Source organism: Microcoleus sp. S13_B4, assembly GCF_036700885.1.
Classification (GTDB): Bacteria; Cyanobacteriota; Cyanobacteriia; order Cyanobacteriales; family Microcoleaceae; genus Microcoleus.
This window is the reverse complement of sequence record NZ_JAUBPU010000053.1, coordinates 1-19114: the sequence shown is the minus strand read 5'-3', so window position 1 is coordinate 19114 and position 19114 is coordinate 1. Positions and strand designations below refer to the sequence as shown.

Annotated in this window: 10 protein-coding genes and 1 other RNA gene; 8 read left to right on the top strand and 3 right to left on the bottom strand. The window is 46.1% G+C overall.

What is annotated here, in order from left to right; translation table 11 throughout:
- Positions 1 to 76: 76 nt before the first annotated feature.
- Positions 77 to 1537: a protoporphyrinogen oxidase gene (gene hemG, locus QT994_RS21635; protein ID WP_333178008.1), complete on the bottom strand. Its 1461-nt coding sequence runs from the start codon at positions 1535 to 1537 to the stop codon at positions 77 to 79.
- Positions 1538 to 2399: 862 nt separating this feature from the next.
- Here hemG and QT994_RS21630 point away from each other — a divergent pair.
- The 5 genes from QT994_RS21630 (at position 2400) to QT994_RS21610 (ending at position 10927) form a co-directional block, all read left to right on the top strand.
- On the top strand, positions 2400 to 6635 hold the full coding sequence (locus QT994_RS21630) for a PAS domain-containing protein (RefSeq protein ID WP_333178005.1): 4236 nt from the start codon (positions 2400 to 2402) through the stop codon (positions 6633 to 6635).
- A gap of 76 nt (positions 6636 to 6711) precedes the next feature.
- Positions 6712 to 7896, top strand: coding sequence for a magnesium/cobalt transporter CorA (corA, locus tag QT994_RS21625; protein WP_333178002.1), 1185 nt, complete (start codon positions 6712 to 6714; stop codon positions 7894 to 7896).
- A gap of 318 nt (positions 7897 to 8214) precedes the next feature.
- Positions 8215 to 8648: RNase P RNA component class A (gene rnpB / locus QT994_RS21620), an RNA gene on the top strand.
- Positions 8649 to 8920: 272 nt separating this feature from the next.
- Entirely contained in the window at positions 8921 to 9628 is a 708-nt protein-coding gene (gene rnc, locus QT994_RS21615) for a ribonuclease III (RefSeq protein ID WP_333046880.1), read from the top strand.
- A 168-nt stretch (positions 9629 to 9796) separates the two neighbouring features.
- Positions 9797 to 10927, top strand: coding sequence for a Gfo/Idh/MocA family oxidoreductase (locus QT994_RS21610; protein ID WP_333177999.1), 1131 nt, complete (start codon positions 9797 to 9799; stop codon positions 10925 to 10927).
- Between the two features lie 66 nt (positions 10928 to 10993).
- Here the strand turns inward: QT994_RS21610 and QT994_RS21605 are convergent, their stop codons facing one another.
- Positions 10994 to 13039 carry an ATP-binding protein gene (locus QT994_RS21605; protein ID WP_333177996.1) on the bottom strand — a complete coding sequence of 682 codons (2046 nt, stop codon included), beginning with the start codon at positions 13037 to 13039 and terminating at the stop codon, positions 10994 to 10996.
- Between the two features lie 664 nt (positions 13040 to 13703).
- Here QT994_RS21605 and QT994_RS21600 point away from each other — a divergent pair.
- The 3 genes from QT994_RS21600 to QT994_RS21590 all read left to right on the top strand — a co-directional run bounded on the left by QT994_RS21600 (position 13704) and on the right by QT994_RS21590 (position 16777).
- Positions 13704 to 14363, top strand: a complete 660-nt coding sequence (locus QT994_RS21600) for a class I SAM-dependent methyltransferase (RefSeq protein WP_333046883.1) — start codon at positions 13704 to 13706, stop codon at positions 14361 to 14363.
- A 96-nt stretch (positions 14364 to 14459) separates the two neighbouring features.
- The gene (locus QT994_RS21595) at positions 14460 to 15962 is read left to right on the top strand and encodes a cryptochrome/photolyase family protein (RefSeq protein ID WP_333177993.1); all 1503 of its coding nucleotides are present in this window, start codon (positions 14460 to 14462) and stop codon (positions 15960 to 15962) included.
- A gap of 557 nt (positions 15963 to 16519) precedes the next feature.
- Positions 16520 to 16777 (top strand): DUF2811 domain-containing protein, encoded by a 258-nt coding sequence (locus QT994_RS21590; protein WP_333046924.1) that lies wholly within the window; start codon positions 16520 to 16522, stop codon positions 16775 to 16777.
- Positions 16778 to 17108: 331 nt separating this feature from the next.
- Here the strand turns inward: QT994_RS21590 and groL are convergent, their stop codons facing one another.
- Positions 17109 to 18803 carry a chaperonin GroEL gene (gene groL / locus QT994_RS21585; protein WP_333046885.1) on the bottom strand — a complete coding sequence of 565 codons (1695 nt, stop codon included), beginning with the start codon at positions 18801 to 18803 and terminating at the stop codon, positions 17109 to 17111.
- Positions 18804 to 19114: the final 311 nt, after the last annotated feature.

The following is a 19114-nucleotide window of genomic DNA, read 5'->3' as shown; positions in this document are numbered from 1 at the left end:
GCTGTAGGTGCGGGTTCACCAATATCTCGGATTAACATACTCGATATTTGTAAACCCGCCCTCCCCACACAATCATTCAGATCGATCGAGTATCTGATTGTTTGTTCTGCAAATACTCGCCCACTTCTCGTGCACGATCAAAACCCCTTCGCACGCAATCTCCCAAAGCCACGCCGCCAACGTAGTTGCTGCACAAAAACACCCCAGGCAAAGATTTTAAACCCTCATCGATTTGTTGCAGGCGATCGAAATGACCCAAATTGTACTGAGGAATCGCCCGCTTCCACACATTCACCGCTAAAACTTTGGGCTGTGGCACATCTGGTTTCAGCAAAATCCGAGACAAATCTCGGTGCACCTCCCGAACGATTTGTTCTGAGTCGAGATTGCCAATTTCCGAATCAGTAGCCCCGCCGATGTAACTGCTGAGAGTCTGCCACCCTGCAGGCGCGCGATCGGCAAATAAACTCGATGTCCAAATCGTCCCCAAAGTGCGAATTCCCTGCCCCCTCGGAATTAAATTTCCAAAACCTACTAATTTTCCCTTGACATCCGACTGCGGATATGCTAAGACAACACAGGCAACCGTAGGATAAGTAAAAGCTTGTAAAGCACTGCTAACTTTCGGTTGCAGAGGCTGCAACAAATCCGCTGTAACGTAAGCGGGCGTTGTCAAAACCACGGTGCGCGCCTCAACTTCCTGCTGTCCGTCGGGCGTCGAGAATACAGCAATGTAAGTTTCGCGTTCTGTACGTTCAAGGCGAGTCAAGTGCCAGTTGAGTTTGACTCGATCGCCCAATTGAGCAGCGATCGCCTCTGGCAGAGCCTTCAACCCCTGTTTGAACGAACCCAACTCCCCCGGCCTAGTTTTAGGAACATTCGGGTCTGCAGAGATTTTCTTCGGTCTGTTTTTAGCAGAAAGCAGCGCCCCCGCCACCAGCCCGCCACCCATATCAGCCATCTTGGCTACCCGGCCAAAAGCCGCCGCCGCGCTAAGTTGTTGCGGATCGCCGGCATAAACCCCAGAAACAAAAGGTTCCACCAACCGCTGCATCACTTCCGTCCCCAGATGACGGCGGAAAAATTGAGAAACAGTTTCCTCGTCACGCTGCTGCGAAAGTCCAGCGCCCATTGCCGGCGCGACAAACCCCAAAGCGCCGAACAACGCCCGCAGTTTCCCCGGAAAACTCAGCAACTGAGACTGAATCATCGCCGGTGGAGTCATCGGCACCGGTTGCAGCTTTTTTTGCCAATAAACATAACGAGGCAATTTGCGATCGGCAAAAATCAACTCCTGCTTCAATCCGACATCCACAGCCAACTTCATCAATTCCGGCGTCGGCGAAAAACTGTTGGGGCCCTCCTCCCAGAGAAAGCCCTCTCCTGTCACAGTGGTGATGTTCCCGCCCACACGTCCCTGACTCTCAGCGACTAAAATCTTCAGCGGCGATGCACTCGTTGCTTCCTTGTGAAGTGCGTGCGCCAAACTCAAACCGCTAATACCCGCACCCACAATCAAGGTATCTAATAGTTCCATATTACATATTAAAAATATCGCAATCTTTATGTTACATGGCTTTGCACGGGTTGCGTTCTTTGCTTCGCGTACTGCCAAACCGCTTTCAGATTACCGAATTGGGAATTGGGAATCGGGAATTGGGAATTGGGAATCGGTAAGCTGTCCGGCATTTCTGAAGTATTTTTCTTGCAGGTTGTGGATTAACCTTTCCGCACCTCCCCGTCTCCCCGTCTCTCGATCGCACTTTTGTATCCGCTGGGTCTGGTTTAAAAAAAGAGCATCTGCTGTAATTAAGCTCTATTGCCCAAAATACTATTTCTTGAAAATTTTTGTACTCTAGGCAACAGCGCCGAAAATTGCACCGGGAAACGCAGCAGTACAGTGCCCAAAAAGATTTGAGTGGGTTAAACTAACTTTAGGAAAATTTTACAGCTTAACCAAGTCAGCACCCCCCTCGGAAGAGATGGGGCTTTATGTCCTAATCAAAAGAGAGAGTTGACCAGCTATCGTCTTAACTGATTACGTTATCAAAAATATGGGTGTAAGCCCAAGCTGCTATGCGATCGCGGGTGAAATGTTTGAAACGGTAATTGTTCCGTTGAAAGTAGATCACAAAAGTACCAAGCGACCAAGTAGCCCTGTGTAGCAATAATCAATATTCAAGGCGGTGAAAACTGCCTGATGCGTGCTACCTCGATCACTCTACTCACATCTTGCACAATTCTCAAGAACAGGCTTTCCGGCCTGTTCCACAAAGAGTTAATTTCTTGTGGGGTGGGCATCTTGCCGGCCCATAAAAGCTTATTGAAAATGGTGCAATATATGAGTCTAAAGACACGAGGTTTCCATAATACTAAGCTTTTCTCATGAAAAAATACCCATGCAGGAAGTTATCAACTCGTTTCAGTCTTTTTTCTCTAACTCTGTTGATGCTTTCCTAGAGTGCGATCGACAGCAAAATTACCTATCGATCAATCCTATTGCTGCTGCTTGGATGGGATTGGAGCCTGCTGAAATAGTCAATAAAACTAATCAGGAATTATTGAAATTATACCCAAATAATTTCTGGATAAAAAATATAATCTCGCAGATTGATTCTTGCCTGCAACAAGTATTTATAACCGGGGAAAAACGGCTGGCTATTCATGAGGTGACGGCGGCAGACGGCGGGATTAAAATTTACGAAACTGCTTACACGCCAGTGGTGGATGCTTCTAGCAACCAGATGCGGGTTTTGGGCGTCGGTAGAGATATCACCAGGCACTACCGCTGGCAGCAGCAGAAAACTCAACAGTTACGCCGATCGAACCATTTATTGTGGTTGAATGCAGCTAACAGTCCCTTGGCAATGGTGGGCTGGGATGAAGATTTTCGGATCGTTCAGTGGTCGAAACGCGCCGAGGAAATCTTTGGCTGGACATCCGATGATATGATGGGCAAGCAGTTCGGCGATTTGGCTTTGGTTTGCGAGGAAGATAGAGAGGCTGTAAGCGCGATCGAGCTTGAACTAGCCACGGGCAACGGCAATACTTCAATTAACCGCAACTATACTAAAAGCGGACAGGTAATTTGGTGTCGCTGGTTCAATTCAATTATTCGTAGTGGCGACACTTTTACCGTGCTTTCTTTGGTGGAAGATATCACCGATCGCAAACGGTTGGAAGCAGAAAAAGCCCAAGCTTCTCGCCTCACAGCAATGGTAGCCGATGTGGGTATTGCCCTCACGAAACACCCTCAAGATATCCTGCTTCCCTGCTGCGAGGCAATGGTGCGGAATCTCGATGTCGCTTCGGCCGAAATTTGGACTTTCAACTCTCAACATAATGTTTGGGAATTGGAAGCAGCCTCGGGAATATACAGCCGCACAGACGATCGGGCTAGCTTTATTGAAAGTAAGGTTAACTCGATCGCTAAACAGCAAAAACCAGAATTTGACTGCGGATTTGAACTGAATAATTTTGGACTCGCAGAGGAAGAATCCGCGAAAGCAACTGAGGCGCAAAGTTCCGAAGTAGCAATTATCAACACCAATCAAAAGCCGACAAATTGCCCAATTCCCAAGCTAATTCTCACCTTCGCAGGCTACCCTTTGATAGTCGAAGAACGGCTGGTGGGAGTCATGGTAATTATCAGCCGCCAGCCGCTGACAGCACCTTTTCAGGAAACTTTAGCGTCGGTGGCAGATGTCATCGCTTTAGGCATCGAACGCAAGCGTGCAGAAGCTGAATTAAAATCAGCTAGAGGGTTTCTAAATTCCGTAGTAGAAAACCTGCCGGTGGGAGTTTTTGCTAAAGATGCTTCTTCGCTGAAATTTGTGCTGTGGAATAAAGCGGGAGAAACGATCGCAGGTGTTACCTCTCAAGAGGCGATCGGCAAAAATGACTACGATATTTACCCCAAAGAACAAGCTGATGTTTTCACTGCTCAAGACAGGGAAATATTGACCGGCGATCATAACCAATCTACTGTTAAAGACATAGCCGAAGAGCCGATCCAAACTCGCCACAAAGGTATGAGAATACTGCACACCCGCAAAGTGCCAATTCTCGACGCTGCAGGCCGCCCTCAGTACGTTTTAGGTATTACTGAAGATATCACCGAACGCAGACAGGTAGACGAAAGCGTGCGCCTCTACGACCAAATTGTCGAGAATATGCAAATTGGTTTATACGTCTACCATTTAGAAAACATAGACGATGACAGCACCCTCAGGGCGATCGCCTCGAATCCCGCTGCTACCCTGTTTACCGGATTAGAAATGGCGGATGTTTTGGGAATGACAATCGACGAGATTTTTCCCCACCTGCGATCGAAAAACATTCCCCAAGCATTTGCTTCGGTAATTCGCAGCCAGAAAGCCGTAGAACTTGAAGATATTGACTGCGATGAAGCGGGCAGAATAACTCGCGCTTTTTCTATTAAAGCTTTTCCATTACCGAATAACTGCGTCGGTGTTGCTTTTGAAAACATTACTGCTCGCAAGTGCCTGGAATTACAACTGCAAGCCTCTTTGGAAAAAACCGAACGTTCCGAACAACTCCTGCGTACAGTAATAGACAAAACCAGCGATTGGATTTTTGCCAAGGACAACAATTTTCGCTGTATTTTGGCAAACAAAAGTTTCGCTCAAGCGCTCGGTAAAACAGTCGAAGAAATTATTGGAAAATTAGATGTAGAGTTAGGATTTTCCGAAGATATAGTATTTGGAAACTCAGCAAAAAATATCCGAGGCTTTCGCACTGACGACTCTGCTGTACTGGCAGGTGAAATCGTCCATAATCCCTGCGATGTGGCCACGGTTGCAGACGGTTCTGTACATATTTTTGACACCCAAAAACTGCCCCTGCGCGACGCTGAGGGCAATATATTTGCAGTGCTAGCTTTCGCTCACGATATTACAGAACGCCATGAATCGGAAGCAGCTTTGCGCCGGAGCGAAACTAGATTTAGGTCTTTGGTAGCGAATATTCCCGGAGTAGTTTATCGCTGGCAATGCGATTTTTCAACAAGTTTTATTAGCAATGCCGTTTACTTACTAACGGGCTACCCTGCTGCGAATTTTATTTTGTCTTTGGACAGGGGAGGTAGGACTTTTGCTAGCATTATTTACCCGGAAGATTTGGCAAAAGTAGAAGTCACTATTCGGCAAGCAATAGAAAACAAACAGTCTTATAATTTGGAATACCGCTTGCTAGCAGCAGACGGCACGGTTAAATGGGTGTGGGATAAAGGTTCTCCTGTGTTCGACGCAGATGGAAACGTTTGCTGTTTGGACGGGGTGATTTTTGATATTAGCGATCGCTACTGCGCTCAAGAAGCATTGCGCCAAAAAACTTCCGAGTTGGAAGCAGTTTTCCTGGCCTTGCCAGATTTGTATTTCCGGCTCAATGCTGACGGCCTTATTTTGGACTACTTGTCAGGAAATTCCTCGGATTTTTACCTCAGCCCCGAGTATTTTCTGGGCAAACGAATGACCGATATATTGCCCGCAACCGCCGCCCGCGAATTCGAGATGGCAATGCTTGAAGTTTCCGAAAAACGAACTCCAATTAATATAGAGTATTCGCTAGCTATGCCCGCAGGAGAAGAAACTTATGAAGCGAGATTGCTGCCTTTTAACTCGAATCAAGCGATCGCGATCGCGCGCAATATCACCAAACGCAAACAAGCCGAATCTCAATTACAACATAAAAATCGCCAACTTGAGCAAACATTGAAACAATTAGGCAGGACTCAAGCTCAACTAATTCAAGCGGAAAAAATGTCGGGTTTGGGCCAGCTAGTGGCGGGAATTGCTCACGAAATTAATAATCCTGTCAGTTTTATTTACGGTAATATTATGTACGCTAGTGAGTATGCCAAAAACTTGCTGGAACTGTGCAGTTTGTACCAAACACATTACCCGGAACCTGTTGCTATTATAGCAGAGTTGGCTGAAGAAATAGACTTGGGATTTATGAAAGAGGATTTCCCGCACCTCCTGAATTCAATTAAAACGGGAGCAGAGCGCATTCGGCAAATTGTTCTGTCTTTACGCAACTTTTCCCGCCTGGAAGAATCAGATATCAAGCGTGTTGATATCCACGAAGGCATAGACAGCGCTCTGTTAATTTTGCAACACAAAATTAAAGAAAATGGCAGAAATCGCCCGATTGAAATAGTTAAAAAATATGGAAAATTGCCGCCGATACAGTGCTACGTTGGACAGTTAAATCAAGTTTTTATGAATATTTTAAATAATGCTATTGATGCTTTAGCGGATGTCAGGCATAGGAAGTTGGACTTGGCGACTTATTCGGAAGAGGGAGGGCAAGATTTTCCGACTTTACCTTTAAGTTGCGACGCATTGCCTTGGATTCGGATTCGCACGGAGGTGTTGGAGAACAATCGGGTTGCGATCGCAATTTCAGATAATGGGTCGGGAATGGCAGAGTCTGTTAAATCTCGGGTATTTGACCCGTTTTTTACTACTAAACCCGTAGGTAAAGGTACAGGTTTGGGATTGTCTATATCCTATCAGATTGTGGTGGAAAGACACGGGGGAACGCTGCGGTGCATTTCCGCGCCGGGAGAGGGAACTGAATTCGCGATCGAGATTCCAATTCGGCAGAGGTAATGACTCATTGGTAATTGGTAGTTGCACCAGAAAAATGATAATCTAATTAAAGGTTCTAAAAGTCAGGAATATTAGCATGGTATACAAAAGCATACATACTTCTAGTGCCGTTGCCAAACAAATTAAAGAAGAAGATGATGATGATGATGATTCCTATGTTGACTATTTTTATGATGATCCGGGGGCTCCGCCGGGAACTCTCGACTTAGAACCAGATGCGCCGCCTCCGGAGATTGTATTAATTGACTATTGCGAAACATCCGCAACTCGCGCTAAATTGGCAAATCCTCGAATAGCTGCTCCTTATTTAGATACAGAATCTGTTTCTTGGGTTGATATGTTGGGATTGGGAAACCAAGAAACTTGGCGACAAATGGGCGAAGTGTTTAATTTACACCTAATGGCTCAGGAAGATGTAGTTAATGTTCCCCAGCGACCGAAAGTAGTAGACTATGAAGAACACATTTTAATCATTGCTTGGATGGTGATGCTCCATCCCGAATTAGATACTTTTCATAAAGAACAAGTAAGTTTCATTTTGGGCAAGCACTACCTGTTAACTGTTCAGGAAGAACCGGACTATGATTGCTTTGAACCTGTGCGCGATCGCATTCGTAAAGGACAAGGAATTATTCGCAAACACGGAGCAGATTATTTGGCTTATACTTTGTTAGATTCGATTATAGATGGATTTTTCCCAGTATTAGAAATTTACGGAGAGCGCATTGAAGAATTAGAGGATGAAGTGGTGGTGAACCCCACCCGCAAAACCCTGGAAAAAATCTATAAAATCCGGCGAGAATTGCTGACTCTGCGCCGTGCCATTTGGCCGCAGCGGGATGCAATTAATGTTTTGATTCGAGATAGCAGTGATTTGATTAGTCCCGAGGTCCGAATTTACCTGCGCGACTGTTACGATCACACGGTGCAGGTAATGGATATGGTGGAAACCTATCGAGAGTTGTCTTCGGGTTTAATGGATGTTTATCTGTCCTCGGTTGGCAATAAAATGAATGAAATTATGAAACTGCTGACAGTGATTTCTAGTATCTTTATTCCTCTGACTTTTGTGGCGGGAGTATACGGGATGAATTTCAATACAGAGAAATCGCCCTTGAATATGCCAGAACTGAATTGGTATTTTGGCTATCCGCTTTGTTGGACGCTGATGCTAGCGATAGCCTCTGCTTTAGTTTACTTCTTTTGGCGGCGCGGCTGGTTTGAAAACTTTTCTACTGTGAAAGATGACTCAAGAAAGTAACCGAAGTGAAGATTTTAGATTTAGGATTCAAGATTGAAGAATTCTAAATCCTGTTAGGTAAAAAGGTTTCCTGCCCCTAGTTGAATCCGTGTCCTAAATCCTTGTATGATAATTGCCAACTTTTGTGCCCCCTGATTCATCCGTGAGTGAATTTAAGGGGAGTTGCAGGGAAATTCAATTGTTGGGCGGGCTTTCGGGCCTACCGTACAAGAGTTTGAATAAACACAAATCCCTAAATTAAGTGGGCGACAAGTTAAAATCTTCAATCTCAAATCTTAAATTGATTGACGAACGATCGCGTACAATAAATCTGGGGAAAAAGTAGGCGCAGGCGGTTGCGGATTAGCGAAAGCTTGTCTGAGGAAAGTCCGGGCTCCCGAAAAACCAAACTTGCTGGGTAACGCCCAGTGCGAGCGATCGTGAGGATAGTGCCACAGAAAGATACCGCCCCCCGATTTGAGATTTAAGATTTGAGATTTGAGATTGAATCAAAAATCAAGCATCGAACATCGCAAAGTGTGAGGGGGTAAGGGTGCAAAGGTGCGGTAAGAGCGCACCAGCAGCATCGAGAGGTGCTGGCTCGGTAAACCCCAGTTGGGAGCAAGGTCGGAGGAACTATGGTTGGTTTTTTACCAGTTCCGTTTTTTGGTACCGCTTGAGGCGTCTGGTAACAGGCGTCCCAGATAGATAACTGCCCTCGAAAACTGCTTGCAGTTGAGAGAACAGAACCCGGCTTATGTCCGACTTTTTCCCCCCCCATTTAATTAAAATTACCGCTTGGGAATAAGGTCAACAAATCCTTTCGACCTGTTTTATGTTGGCAAAGGTGTGCACTGCTTTTGGGTAAGGTTCACCATAAGCACCAGGAGGACTATTTCGTTTTTTAATGAAAAGCTTTTTGGCGAGATGAATCTGATACCATTTTCAAAAAATAATGCAACTTTAGACAAGCTCCAAGCCAGGATAGTCATCCGTGATTCGCAATTATAAAATCTAAAATCTAAAATCTAAAATCTAAAATGGTATGATTTATCCGGGTCGCCAAAAGCAACTTGAAACATTAATTCAAAAATTGGGACTGCAAAAAAATGATGCGATAAAATGGCATCTCCTCGATTTAGCTTTGACTCATGCGAGCGCGTCAGCTAAGGCAAATTACGAGCAACTAGAGTTTGTCGGGGATGCAGTTGTGCGACTGGCTGCGTCGGAATTGTTGTTTGAGATTTATCCCGACTGTACAGTGGGGGAATTTGCGGCTATTCGATCGATCTTGGTGAGCGATCGCATTCTTGCTAAAATCGCTGAAAGTTATGGGTTCGATCGCTATTTAATTGTTTCCAGCAGCGCCGCCTCGGACAAAACAGGCGCTGAACCCCGACTGGCCGACGCTTTGGAAGCGGTACTGGCTGCGCTTTATTTGAGTACCCAGAGCTTAGAATTAATTCGCCCTTGGCTAGATTCTCACTTTCAACGCTTAGCGACAGAAATCCGCAGCGATCCTGCCCGCCAAAACTACAAAGCTGCTCTCCAAGAGTTGACTCAAGGCAAATACAAAACTTTGCCCAAATATAGCGTGCAAGAAACCGGGACAGTGCAGGGCGGGGAAGATCGTTTTACAGCAGAAGTTCTCATTCAGGGAAAGTTGGTAGCAGAGGGAAAAGGTCGATCGATCAAAGCGGCCGAACAAGCAGCGGCTCAGGTAGCTTTCAATAAATTAGTTGGTAGTCATTAGTCAGTTGACAGTTGACTGGTGTTAGCAGTGATTTGTTATTTGTTAGCTGCTACCAATAACCAATAACTACTCCCAACAGTCAAGAGTCAACCGTGATTTTTTTTAATTAAAACATAGATAATAACAAAATATGCTAGAATTCCGGTGCTATTTTTGAAATTATAATTAATGAAAATCGGAATAGCTGTATGGGGTGCAGGTCGCTGGGGAGTTAACCTAATTCGCAACTTTCTCGAACATCCCAATAGCCAAGTTTTAGCGGTGGTAGACCCGAATCGAGATTCATTGGCGGCCGTTCAAAAACAGTTTAATCTGGATGCCTCGGTGATTCTAGCTACCGATTGGTCTCAAGTGCAAGCCTTGCCGGGACTGGAAGCTGTGGCGATCGCCACTCCAGCTTCCACACACTACACCCTCGCAGCAGCAGCGCTGAAACAAGGCTACCACGTCTTAGCAGAAAAACCTCTCGCCCTCAACCTCACGGAAGCCATAGAACTCTGCCAATTAGCCGAAAAACAGCAGCGGCAACTCTTCGTTGACCACACTTATCTGTTTCATCCAGCAGTTGATCGAGGCCAAAGAATTATTAAACAGCATCAACTGGGAAAATTGCGCTACGGTTACGCCCAGCGCACCCATTTTGAACCTGTTCGCCATGACGTTGATGCCCTTTGGGACTTAGCTATTCACGATATCGCGATTTTCAATACTTGGTTGGAACAAACGCCAATTGAAGTAAGGGCAATCGGCACTGTTTTTCCGAAGGAATCACGAAAAGGGAACAAGGAAAAAGGAATAAATCAAGAAACAGCAGAAATTGAAAATCAATTGGCTCCTTCACTGCTGACTACTAATCCTGCTGAAGGACTAGCAGATTTAGTTTGGGTAACGCTTACCTATCCCGACGGATTTCAAGCATTTATTCACCTGTGCTGGCTAAATCCCGACAAACAACGGCGCTTAACAGTTGTTGGCAGTTTGGGAACCTTGATTTTTGACGAAATGTCGCCAGAAACTCCCCTGATTGTGCAGCGTGGCAATCCAGATTGGGGAGGCGAAGAGAATAACTCTTTTGAAAGTGCGCTCGCACCGCAGCCAACAAGCCTTAAACACCGCGAAGTGTTGAGTTTAGAACAAGTAGAACCGCTGAGGAGAGTGTGCGATCGCTTCCTCAACTGCGTCTACACTAATACCTCCTGTCCTACCTCTTCCGGCTCCGCCTCCGTTGAATTAATCCGCATTCTCAGCACTTTGAGCAAATCCCTCGAACTCGGCGGACAGCCACTAATACCATTTTAGATTTTAGATTTTAGATTTTAGATTTTAGATTTTAGATTTTAGATTTTAGATTGAGAAAATCACTCCTCAACTTTTGAAATTTCCCTTTTCCGTTACTAAGTCCGGGCTGTGAAAATAAAAACTTGACTGCTGATTAACAGGCAAAGAAATCATCACCGTAGTACCTTGATTCACGCCCGCGCTGTGCAGGGTAATGCTTCCGATCATAGATTCCATTATCCTTCGCGAGATAGCCAAGCCCAAACCGTTACCGCCAAACCTGCGAGTTGTAGAACCATCAGCCATCACAAAAGGTTGAAACAATTTCTGCTGGTTCTCGGGCTCAATACCAATTCCCGTATCTTTAATTGTCACCACCACCCAATCGCTTTGACCGCTGGTGCCAGTCGTAGTTTCCCCACTGCCGTTAAAACTACCAGAATTAGTCCTCGACTCTAGCCGCACAGATATATTAATGCTGCCCGACTCTGTAAACTTAACGGCATTGCTCAAAACATTTAAAAACACCTGTTTTAGCTTCTCTGGATCGGCATGAACAATAATCGGATCATGAGGATCTGGCAACCGTAACTTCAAGCCTTTTTCCTCGATTGGAGTCGCTTGCAAATCAATCGCATCTTCAAGTACCTGAATAATATCAACTACTTCTAACATCATGGAGAAGGTGCCGGATTCTATTTTAGCAATGTCCAAAATATCATTAATAATATTGAGCAATTGCATGGACGAGTCGTGGGCCCGCTGTAAAAATTCCATTTCTTCATCTCGGTCATCGCAGTAGCCGTCCCGCACAATTTGAATAAAACCAATAATCCCGTTGAGCGGCGTTCTCAATTCGTGAGAAATATTTCCCAAAAATTCATTTTTTAATTGATTGGCAACTTGCGCTTCCTCGGTTGCGACTTCCAATGCTTTTGCCCGGGATCTGAGGCCCTGCACCATGCTGTTTAGTGCTTCTGATAGTTGATTGAATTCCCTAATTTGGAAATCTTGGGGGACTTTCTGCGACGCTTCCGTATCTACTTTCATCGCGTAGTCTCTGAGTTTTTCCACAGGACGCGCCAAGTCCCGAGACAGATATAAAGTCGCGATGATACTAGCAGCAACCAAACCTACAATTAAATTAAATAAAACTTGCTGAATTTCTTCCAAACCTGACAGAGCGTAATCTAAACGAGAAACAGCTAAAATAATCCACTTGCTGTTCTCCTGTTTAGTTGAAGGACTCGGGATAGCAGCGTATCCTGCTAGCAACTCTACACCATTTCTTTCAAAGGAAAATAGGTGGAGAAAAGCTGTTCCGCCTGCGATCGCCCTTTTGACAATACTTTTTAGTCGATCGGCATCTGCCTCTTGGGCGATATTGCGGCCGACGCGGTTGATATTCGGGTGGGCCAAAATCGTCCCATCTTGGTCGATAGCCACCGTATAGCCGGCCAAAGAACCCTTGGGAGCGCTGGTTTGGACAGGCAAAGCCGACTGCAAACTCAAAGCATAACTCAACTGCAGGGTATTGCCCCGACGAATGTAAACAGGAGCGCTCAACACCAAACTCGCTTGGCTATCGGAGCCTTCTTTACCCGCACCAGGAAAATCCTCAGCCCCCAAAGCCACCTTCTGATCGTTTGCTGTCCCCTGTCGTTGCTTAGGTAAGGACAGACTGATGTAAACGCTCTTGTCGTCCAGCAGCGTTTGCTGCTGCTGTACGGGTGGCCAAAATTTTGCCGGCAACGACTGAATCGGCTGCTGCCCGCAAGTGCTTGCTATCACTTGATTTGTCTTTAAATTAGTCAATTGCAAGCAATCAACCTGCGCTGGCAACCGCTGCCCTAATTGGGCGATAAACTTTTGATAATCCTTCGGATCTACCGACTGCAACATCGAGCTTTCCGAAGCGCCGATCAGATTCGACTTCAGCGATTTCGCCCACTGTTCAATAGTGTCTGCTTTTCTGACTGCACTTTCTGTCAAGTTTTGACGAGCAGTTTCCAGAAGCGTCGAGCGTGCCTTGCGATAGGTAACATACTCCCCCACCAGTAGAACAGGTACGCTGAGCAACAAAATCCGCGACAGTAAAATACGGCGAAAGGAGGATTGACCTAACTTAACCATAGGAAATATCTAAATTAAGGTGCAACACCCAACAGCGACCATTAAAGTGAAATAAACCAGACCGAAAGCATGAATCTGTCTAGGGGACTCTGCTGACTGGAGAACACCGCTTCAGAACAACATTTAAACACAATTATAGAAGCCACTGTAGTAATCTCGATTCTAAGTCTGTAGACCCAAAGATGCTCAGCAATTTGTTTCGCCACTGCCTGTGATTTCGGTCACACTTCCCTTCTCAATTCTCGGAGGGACTGGCACCTCATCGCCCAGGAGCCAATTTTTCAGGCTGGAAAAAGCATCGGGTGGACATACCGCAGTTGCTTGAAGCTAGAATCGCATGGATGCACTCGCCCCCAATTAACAAGCAAAAAGTTCGGTTTCCGGCTAGTGTACAGAGAGAATTCTTGCTTGATCGGACTTTTTCTTTCCGAATGCCTTCGAGAGATGGGCCAGAGATGGGCGATGCAAGATTTTGCACCCTGTGAAAGATTTCTTTTGGCATCCGGTTGATTCGGTGACAATAATTCACCTGTCAAACAAAAAGAATGAGACGATCGAGCTGCCGATCGACTCTGACAACCCTAATGTGGGGAACCTTGGCCCAAACAGTGCACCCACGCTCCATAAATTCGCGGTCTCGGCAATAATCTCCATAGCTTCATCGATGAAAAAAAACTTTAGCAATTATACGTATTATTACACAAACAACCGTCCGAGATATCATCACGCTTATTTGATATCTCCCCTTTTAGAAATGCTGGCGACACTTCAGCACACCAGCAAGACAAAACTCCGAGTTTTGGATCTCGGCTGCGGCAATGGCAGCCTCAGTCACGTTATCGCAGAGCAGGGCTGCGAAGTTGTCGGCGTTGACACTTCTGCGCCCGGAATTGCCATCTCCAGTCAAAGTTTCCCCGAGTGTCAGTTTATCCAAGCAGATATTTACGACCTCCCAGATACCGATATTCTGAACTCATTTGATGTTGTTTTAGCTATTGAAGTAATCGAACACTTGCTTTATCCTAAAGAACTAGCAAAAACTGCCAAAAGATGCCTCAATCCCGGAGGAAGACTAATTATTTCCACACCCTATCACGGGTATTTAAAAAATCTGGCTTTAGCGGTTTCTGGTAAACTAGACAAACATTTTACCGTCCTTTGGGATAACGGTCACATTAAATTTTTTTCAGTAGAGACGCTGACCAAGTTATTAACATCTGAAGGATACACCGACATAAAATTTAAATTTGCTGGTCGCTGGCCCTATCTTTGGAAATCAATGTTATGCTCTAGTACGTTCTCGCCACAAGCGGATAAATTATGAGTTTTGGGTGGTGATTTTTCACCCAATTAATTTTTGTGAATAGACAACCAGCGCTCATAAAAAGTAAAATAGAACTTTTAGGGTAAAACAAGTAAAATGACTGTTGGCGTTTGGATATTAGGCGATCAACTTTGGCAGAACCAAGCTGCTCTCAACCGCACAGATGATAAATCTTCCCTACCCGTAATTTTAATTGAATCTTGGCAGCACGTTCAACAGCGTCGCTACCACCGACAAAAATTAGTATTAATTTGGTCGGCAATGCGGCACTTTGCTGAAGAATTGCGCGGCAGCGGCTGCCAAGTCACTTACAAAACATCGGGCGACTTTGAAACACCTCTCAAAGCTTGGATACAAGCTCACAATATCACCGAAGTGCTGGTGATGGCTCCGAACGAGAGACCTTTTTTACAGATCCTTCAAAACTTGCAACTCCCCTGCAAAATTACCCTAATTCCCAACAATCACTTTTTCTGGACAGAAACAGAATTCAAAGATTGGGCGTCAAGCCGCAAACGTTTGTTAATGGAAGACTTCTATCGAGCCAGCCGCCAGCGTTTCCAAGTTTTAATGGATGGCAATAAGCCTGTCGGAGGGCAGTGGAATTTTGACAAAGAAAATCGTCAGCCACCCAAAGGAAAACTGGATACACCGAAACCTCTATGGTTTGAACCGGACGGCATAACTCAAGAAGTTATTGCACAAGTTAAATCTCTATCTTTCCCAACTTACGGAAAGATTGAACCTTTTCGCTGGGCAGTTACGCGAGAGCAAGCACTGCAAGTATTAGAGCATTTCATCGAACAGTGTCTCCCTGCTTTTGGCCCTTATCAAGATGCGATGGTAACGGGGGAGGAAACAATGTGGCATTCCCTAATTTCTCCGTATCTCAATATTGGCTTGCTGCATCCTTTAGAAGTTATTCAAGCGGCCGAAACAGCCTACTTAGAAAAAAACTTAAATTTAAACGGCGTCGAAGGTTTTATCCGCCAAATTCTGGGCTGGCGAGAATACATTCGCGGTATGTATTTTTACGTGGATGCTGATTATTTTGAGAAGAATTGGTTCAACCACACTCAGCCGCTGCCGGAGTTTTTTTGGGACGCTAGCAAAACAGATATGAACTGTTTGCGCCAAGTTTTAACTCAAGTCGAAGTCAGCGGTTACGCGCACCATATCCAGCGCTTAATGATTGTGAGCAATTTTGGTCTAATTGCGGGAATCTCGCCCCAGCAGCTAGAAAAGTGGTTCCACAGTGCGTTTATTGATGCCTACGACTGGGTAATGCAGACTAATGTGCTGGGCATGGGTTTGTTTGCTGACGGCGGTGTGTTGGCGTCGAAGCCCTATGCTGCTTCTGCCAATTACATCAATAAAATGAGCGATTATTGTCGGGGGTGCAAATTCGATCGCACAGTGCGATCGGGCGAAAATGCCTGTCCGTTCAACTTCTTCTACTGGGATTTCCTCGCGCGCCACCGGGACAAACTTCAGTCGATCGGTCGCATGAGCTTTATCTTAGCCAATCTCGACAAAATGCCACCGGAAGAATTGGCAACCATCCGCCAAAAAGCAGCAGAGTGGCACTTAGTCAGTTGACTGTTGACTGTTGTCAGTTGTCAGTTGTTAATCCTTTGCAGTGGCTAATAACAAATAACCAATAACATTAATCAACCTTCAACAGTCAACAGTCAACAATGCCCCATGCCCCATGCCCCATGCCCCATACCCCATGCCCCATACCCTTTGCAATTCTTATTTTTTCCCTGACTTTTCCCTAAACATTCCACAGCGTTTCCACAGGCAAGTCTGAGCTTTTCCACAGATTAGACAAAGTTTTCCACAGAAATTAACGGCACGGTAGCATCTTGCTGCGGAATTGGGGATTTCGTTAACTTGCTGCCCAATCTTTCATAAAGCTCCCAAAATATAAAGATATGTAACAAAAAATGTCCTGAAAAGCTTATTATTTGGTAAACCTTTTTTTTATATAAAGGAGTTTGTAATATTTCGCAACATTGACAAACCCACCCCCTGATAGCGCACAATGATGCGACCGACCTAAAAAAAAGCGCTCTGATTTCGGCTGTGCCTGCACCTGTATCCGGCCGAAGGGGGGTTCTGTTTTCAATTTATTAGCGAGACTAAAAAAAATGATGAACCCAACAGTCAGTATTTTTGCCGAAATTCCCGAAACGCTGCACGATTCACTCAAAACTTACCTGGAAACCCATCCTGAATGGGATCTAGACCGAGTATTTTCCGCAGCGCTGTCGCTGTTTTTGTTGCAGAATGCCGATAGCGGTACGCCTGAACTTTCGCGCAGCTATCGCCAGGCTGCGAGAGTTTATCTCGAAACTCTTTTTCAATCTCCTCAAGACTTGCACAGCAACAATGTAACTCCCTCGTCTTAAAAGAGAACGGGAGAGGGGCCAGAGGCGGTTTCCTGGAAGAATCTTAGTTTATCGATCGGGTAAGGCGCCCACTGCATAGGTGTCAACTTAAGCTTAAAATCCATGAGAACTCTCGCTTCTAGCTTAGTCCCGATCCCCATTGCATCTCCCTTAAGAAGGGGGACTTTGATAGCTTCAAGTCCCCCCGGACTATCAGGGGGGCGCCGGGGGGATAAGCTGCGCTAATCGTCAAACAGACGGGTACTACAGAAGATGCGCTTGTTGACACCAATGGTGATTATGGCGCACCCTACAGACTACAGACTCATGACTGCTGACTAATGGCTGAAGACTACATCATGCCCATGCCGCCCATGCCGCCCATGCCGCCCATGCCACCCATGCCGCCCATGCCGCCCATGCCGCCCATGCCGCCCATGTCGCCCATGTCGCCGCCGCCGGCTTTTTTCTTCTCGGGTTTTTCGACAATCACAGCTTCAGTGGTCAAAACCATACCAGCAATGGAACCGGCATTTTGCAAAGCCGATCGCACCACCTTAGCCGGGTCAATAATCCCGGCGGCAATCATATCTTCGTACACGTCGGTGAGTGCGTTGTAGCCAATGTTGAACTCGCTCGCCCGCACTCGCTCGATGACGATGGAACCTTCAACACCGGCATTATCTGCGATTTGACGCAATGGTGCTTCCAAAGCTTTCTTCACCAAGTCAGCGCCTACTTGTTCTTCGGCGTCTAAAGTATGTGCGATCGCATCTATTTTTGTAATCAGGTGAATTAGCGTCGTGCCACCTCCGGCAACGATACCTTCTTCCACAGCAGCTTTAGTAGCGTTCAAAGCGTCTTCAATACGCAGTTTACGGTCTTTGAGCTCGGTTTCGGTAGCTGCGCCGACTTTAATTACAGCGATGCCGCCGGCGAGTTTGGCGATGCGTTCGGTTAGCTTTTCCTGGTCGTAGTCGGAATCGGTCGCTTCTAGCTGCTTGCGGATTTGCTCGATCCGTTTTTGCACGTCAGCTTTGTGTTCTTCGCCAGCGACAATGATGGTGTTTTCTTTGTCGATCGTAATTTTGCGGGCGGTACCGAGCATTTCTAGGGTTGCGGTATCGATGCTGAGTCCGACTTCTTCAGAAATCAGTTGACCGCCAGTAAGCACGGCGATATCTTGAAGCATAGCTTTGCGCCGCTCGCCAAAACCAGGAGATTTCGTTGCTGCGATGTTCAATACGCCGCGGGCTTTGTTGACTACCAGAGTTGCCAAAGCTTCGCCTTCAATATCTTCGGCGATAATTAGCAGCGGTTGACCTGTGCGGGCGATTTTTTCGAGAACTGGAATTAGTTCTTGAATCGAGCTAATTTTTTTGTCGGTAATCAGGATGCGAGCGTTTTCGTACTCAACTTCCATGCGATCGGTGTTGGTGACGAAATACGGAGAAAGATATCCGCGATCGTACTGCATCCCTTCGACAACTTCCAATTCTGTTGTCAGAGATTTCGACTCTTCTACAGTAATTACGCCGTCTTTGGTGACTTTTTCCATTGCTTGGGCAATCATGGCGCCGACTTCTTCGTCGTTACCGGCGGAGACAGTGGCGACTTGAGCAATTGCAGCCCCTTCCACGGGTTTCGCCAATTTCTCGATTTCCAGCACCAAGTGGGCGATCGTTTTTTCAATACCCCGGCGCAGCGCGACTGGGTTCGCGCCCGCGGCTACATTCTTCAAACCTTCGCGAATGAGGGATTGAGCTAGAACCGTTGCGGTTGTAGTACCGTCGCCTGCGATATCTTTAGTTTTGGAGGCGACTTCTTGAATTAAGCGAGCGCCGGCATTTTCCAGGGGGTCTTCGAGTTCGATCTCCCTAGCAACGGTGATACCGTCGTTAACGATTTGTGGAGCGCCGTATTTCTTTTCCAATAGGACATTCCGGCCTTTCGGGCCCAAGGTGATGCGGACAGCATCGGCGAGTTGATTGACGCCGCGTTCTAGTGCCCGGCGAGATTTGTCGCTAAATGCAACTATTTTGGTCATGTTTGTCTCCAATCGCTTACATTAGCAAATTTAGCACTCTCTGAGTCTGAGTGCTAAGTTGATCGATTTTTGATTGTAGCGCGCCTCAACGGTGTGGGGGATTGGGGGGACGGATTGGAGATTTGGGCAAGCTGGTTCCGAGTGGCTAAGGACAGGGCATTGCCATGTCCCCACAGATCTCGTGTCAGCACAGATATAATGTGGTTTGTTACCGAAAAACTGGGTCTAAAGCCGCGTCCTTATAGGACGGCTTTAATTTAGCCAAAACTGTGAATTAGTCTTTATATCCATCCCAGCGACGTAAATGTTAG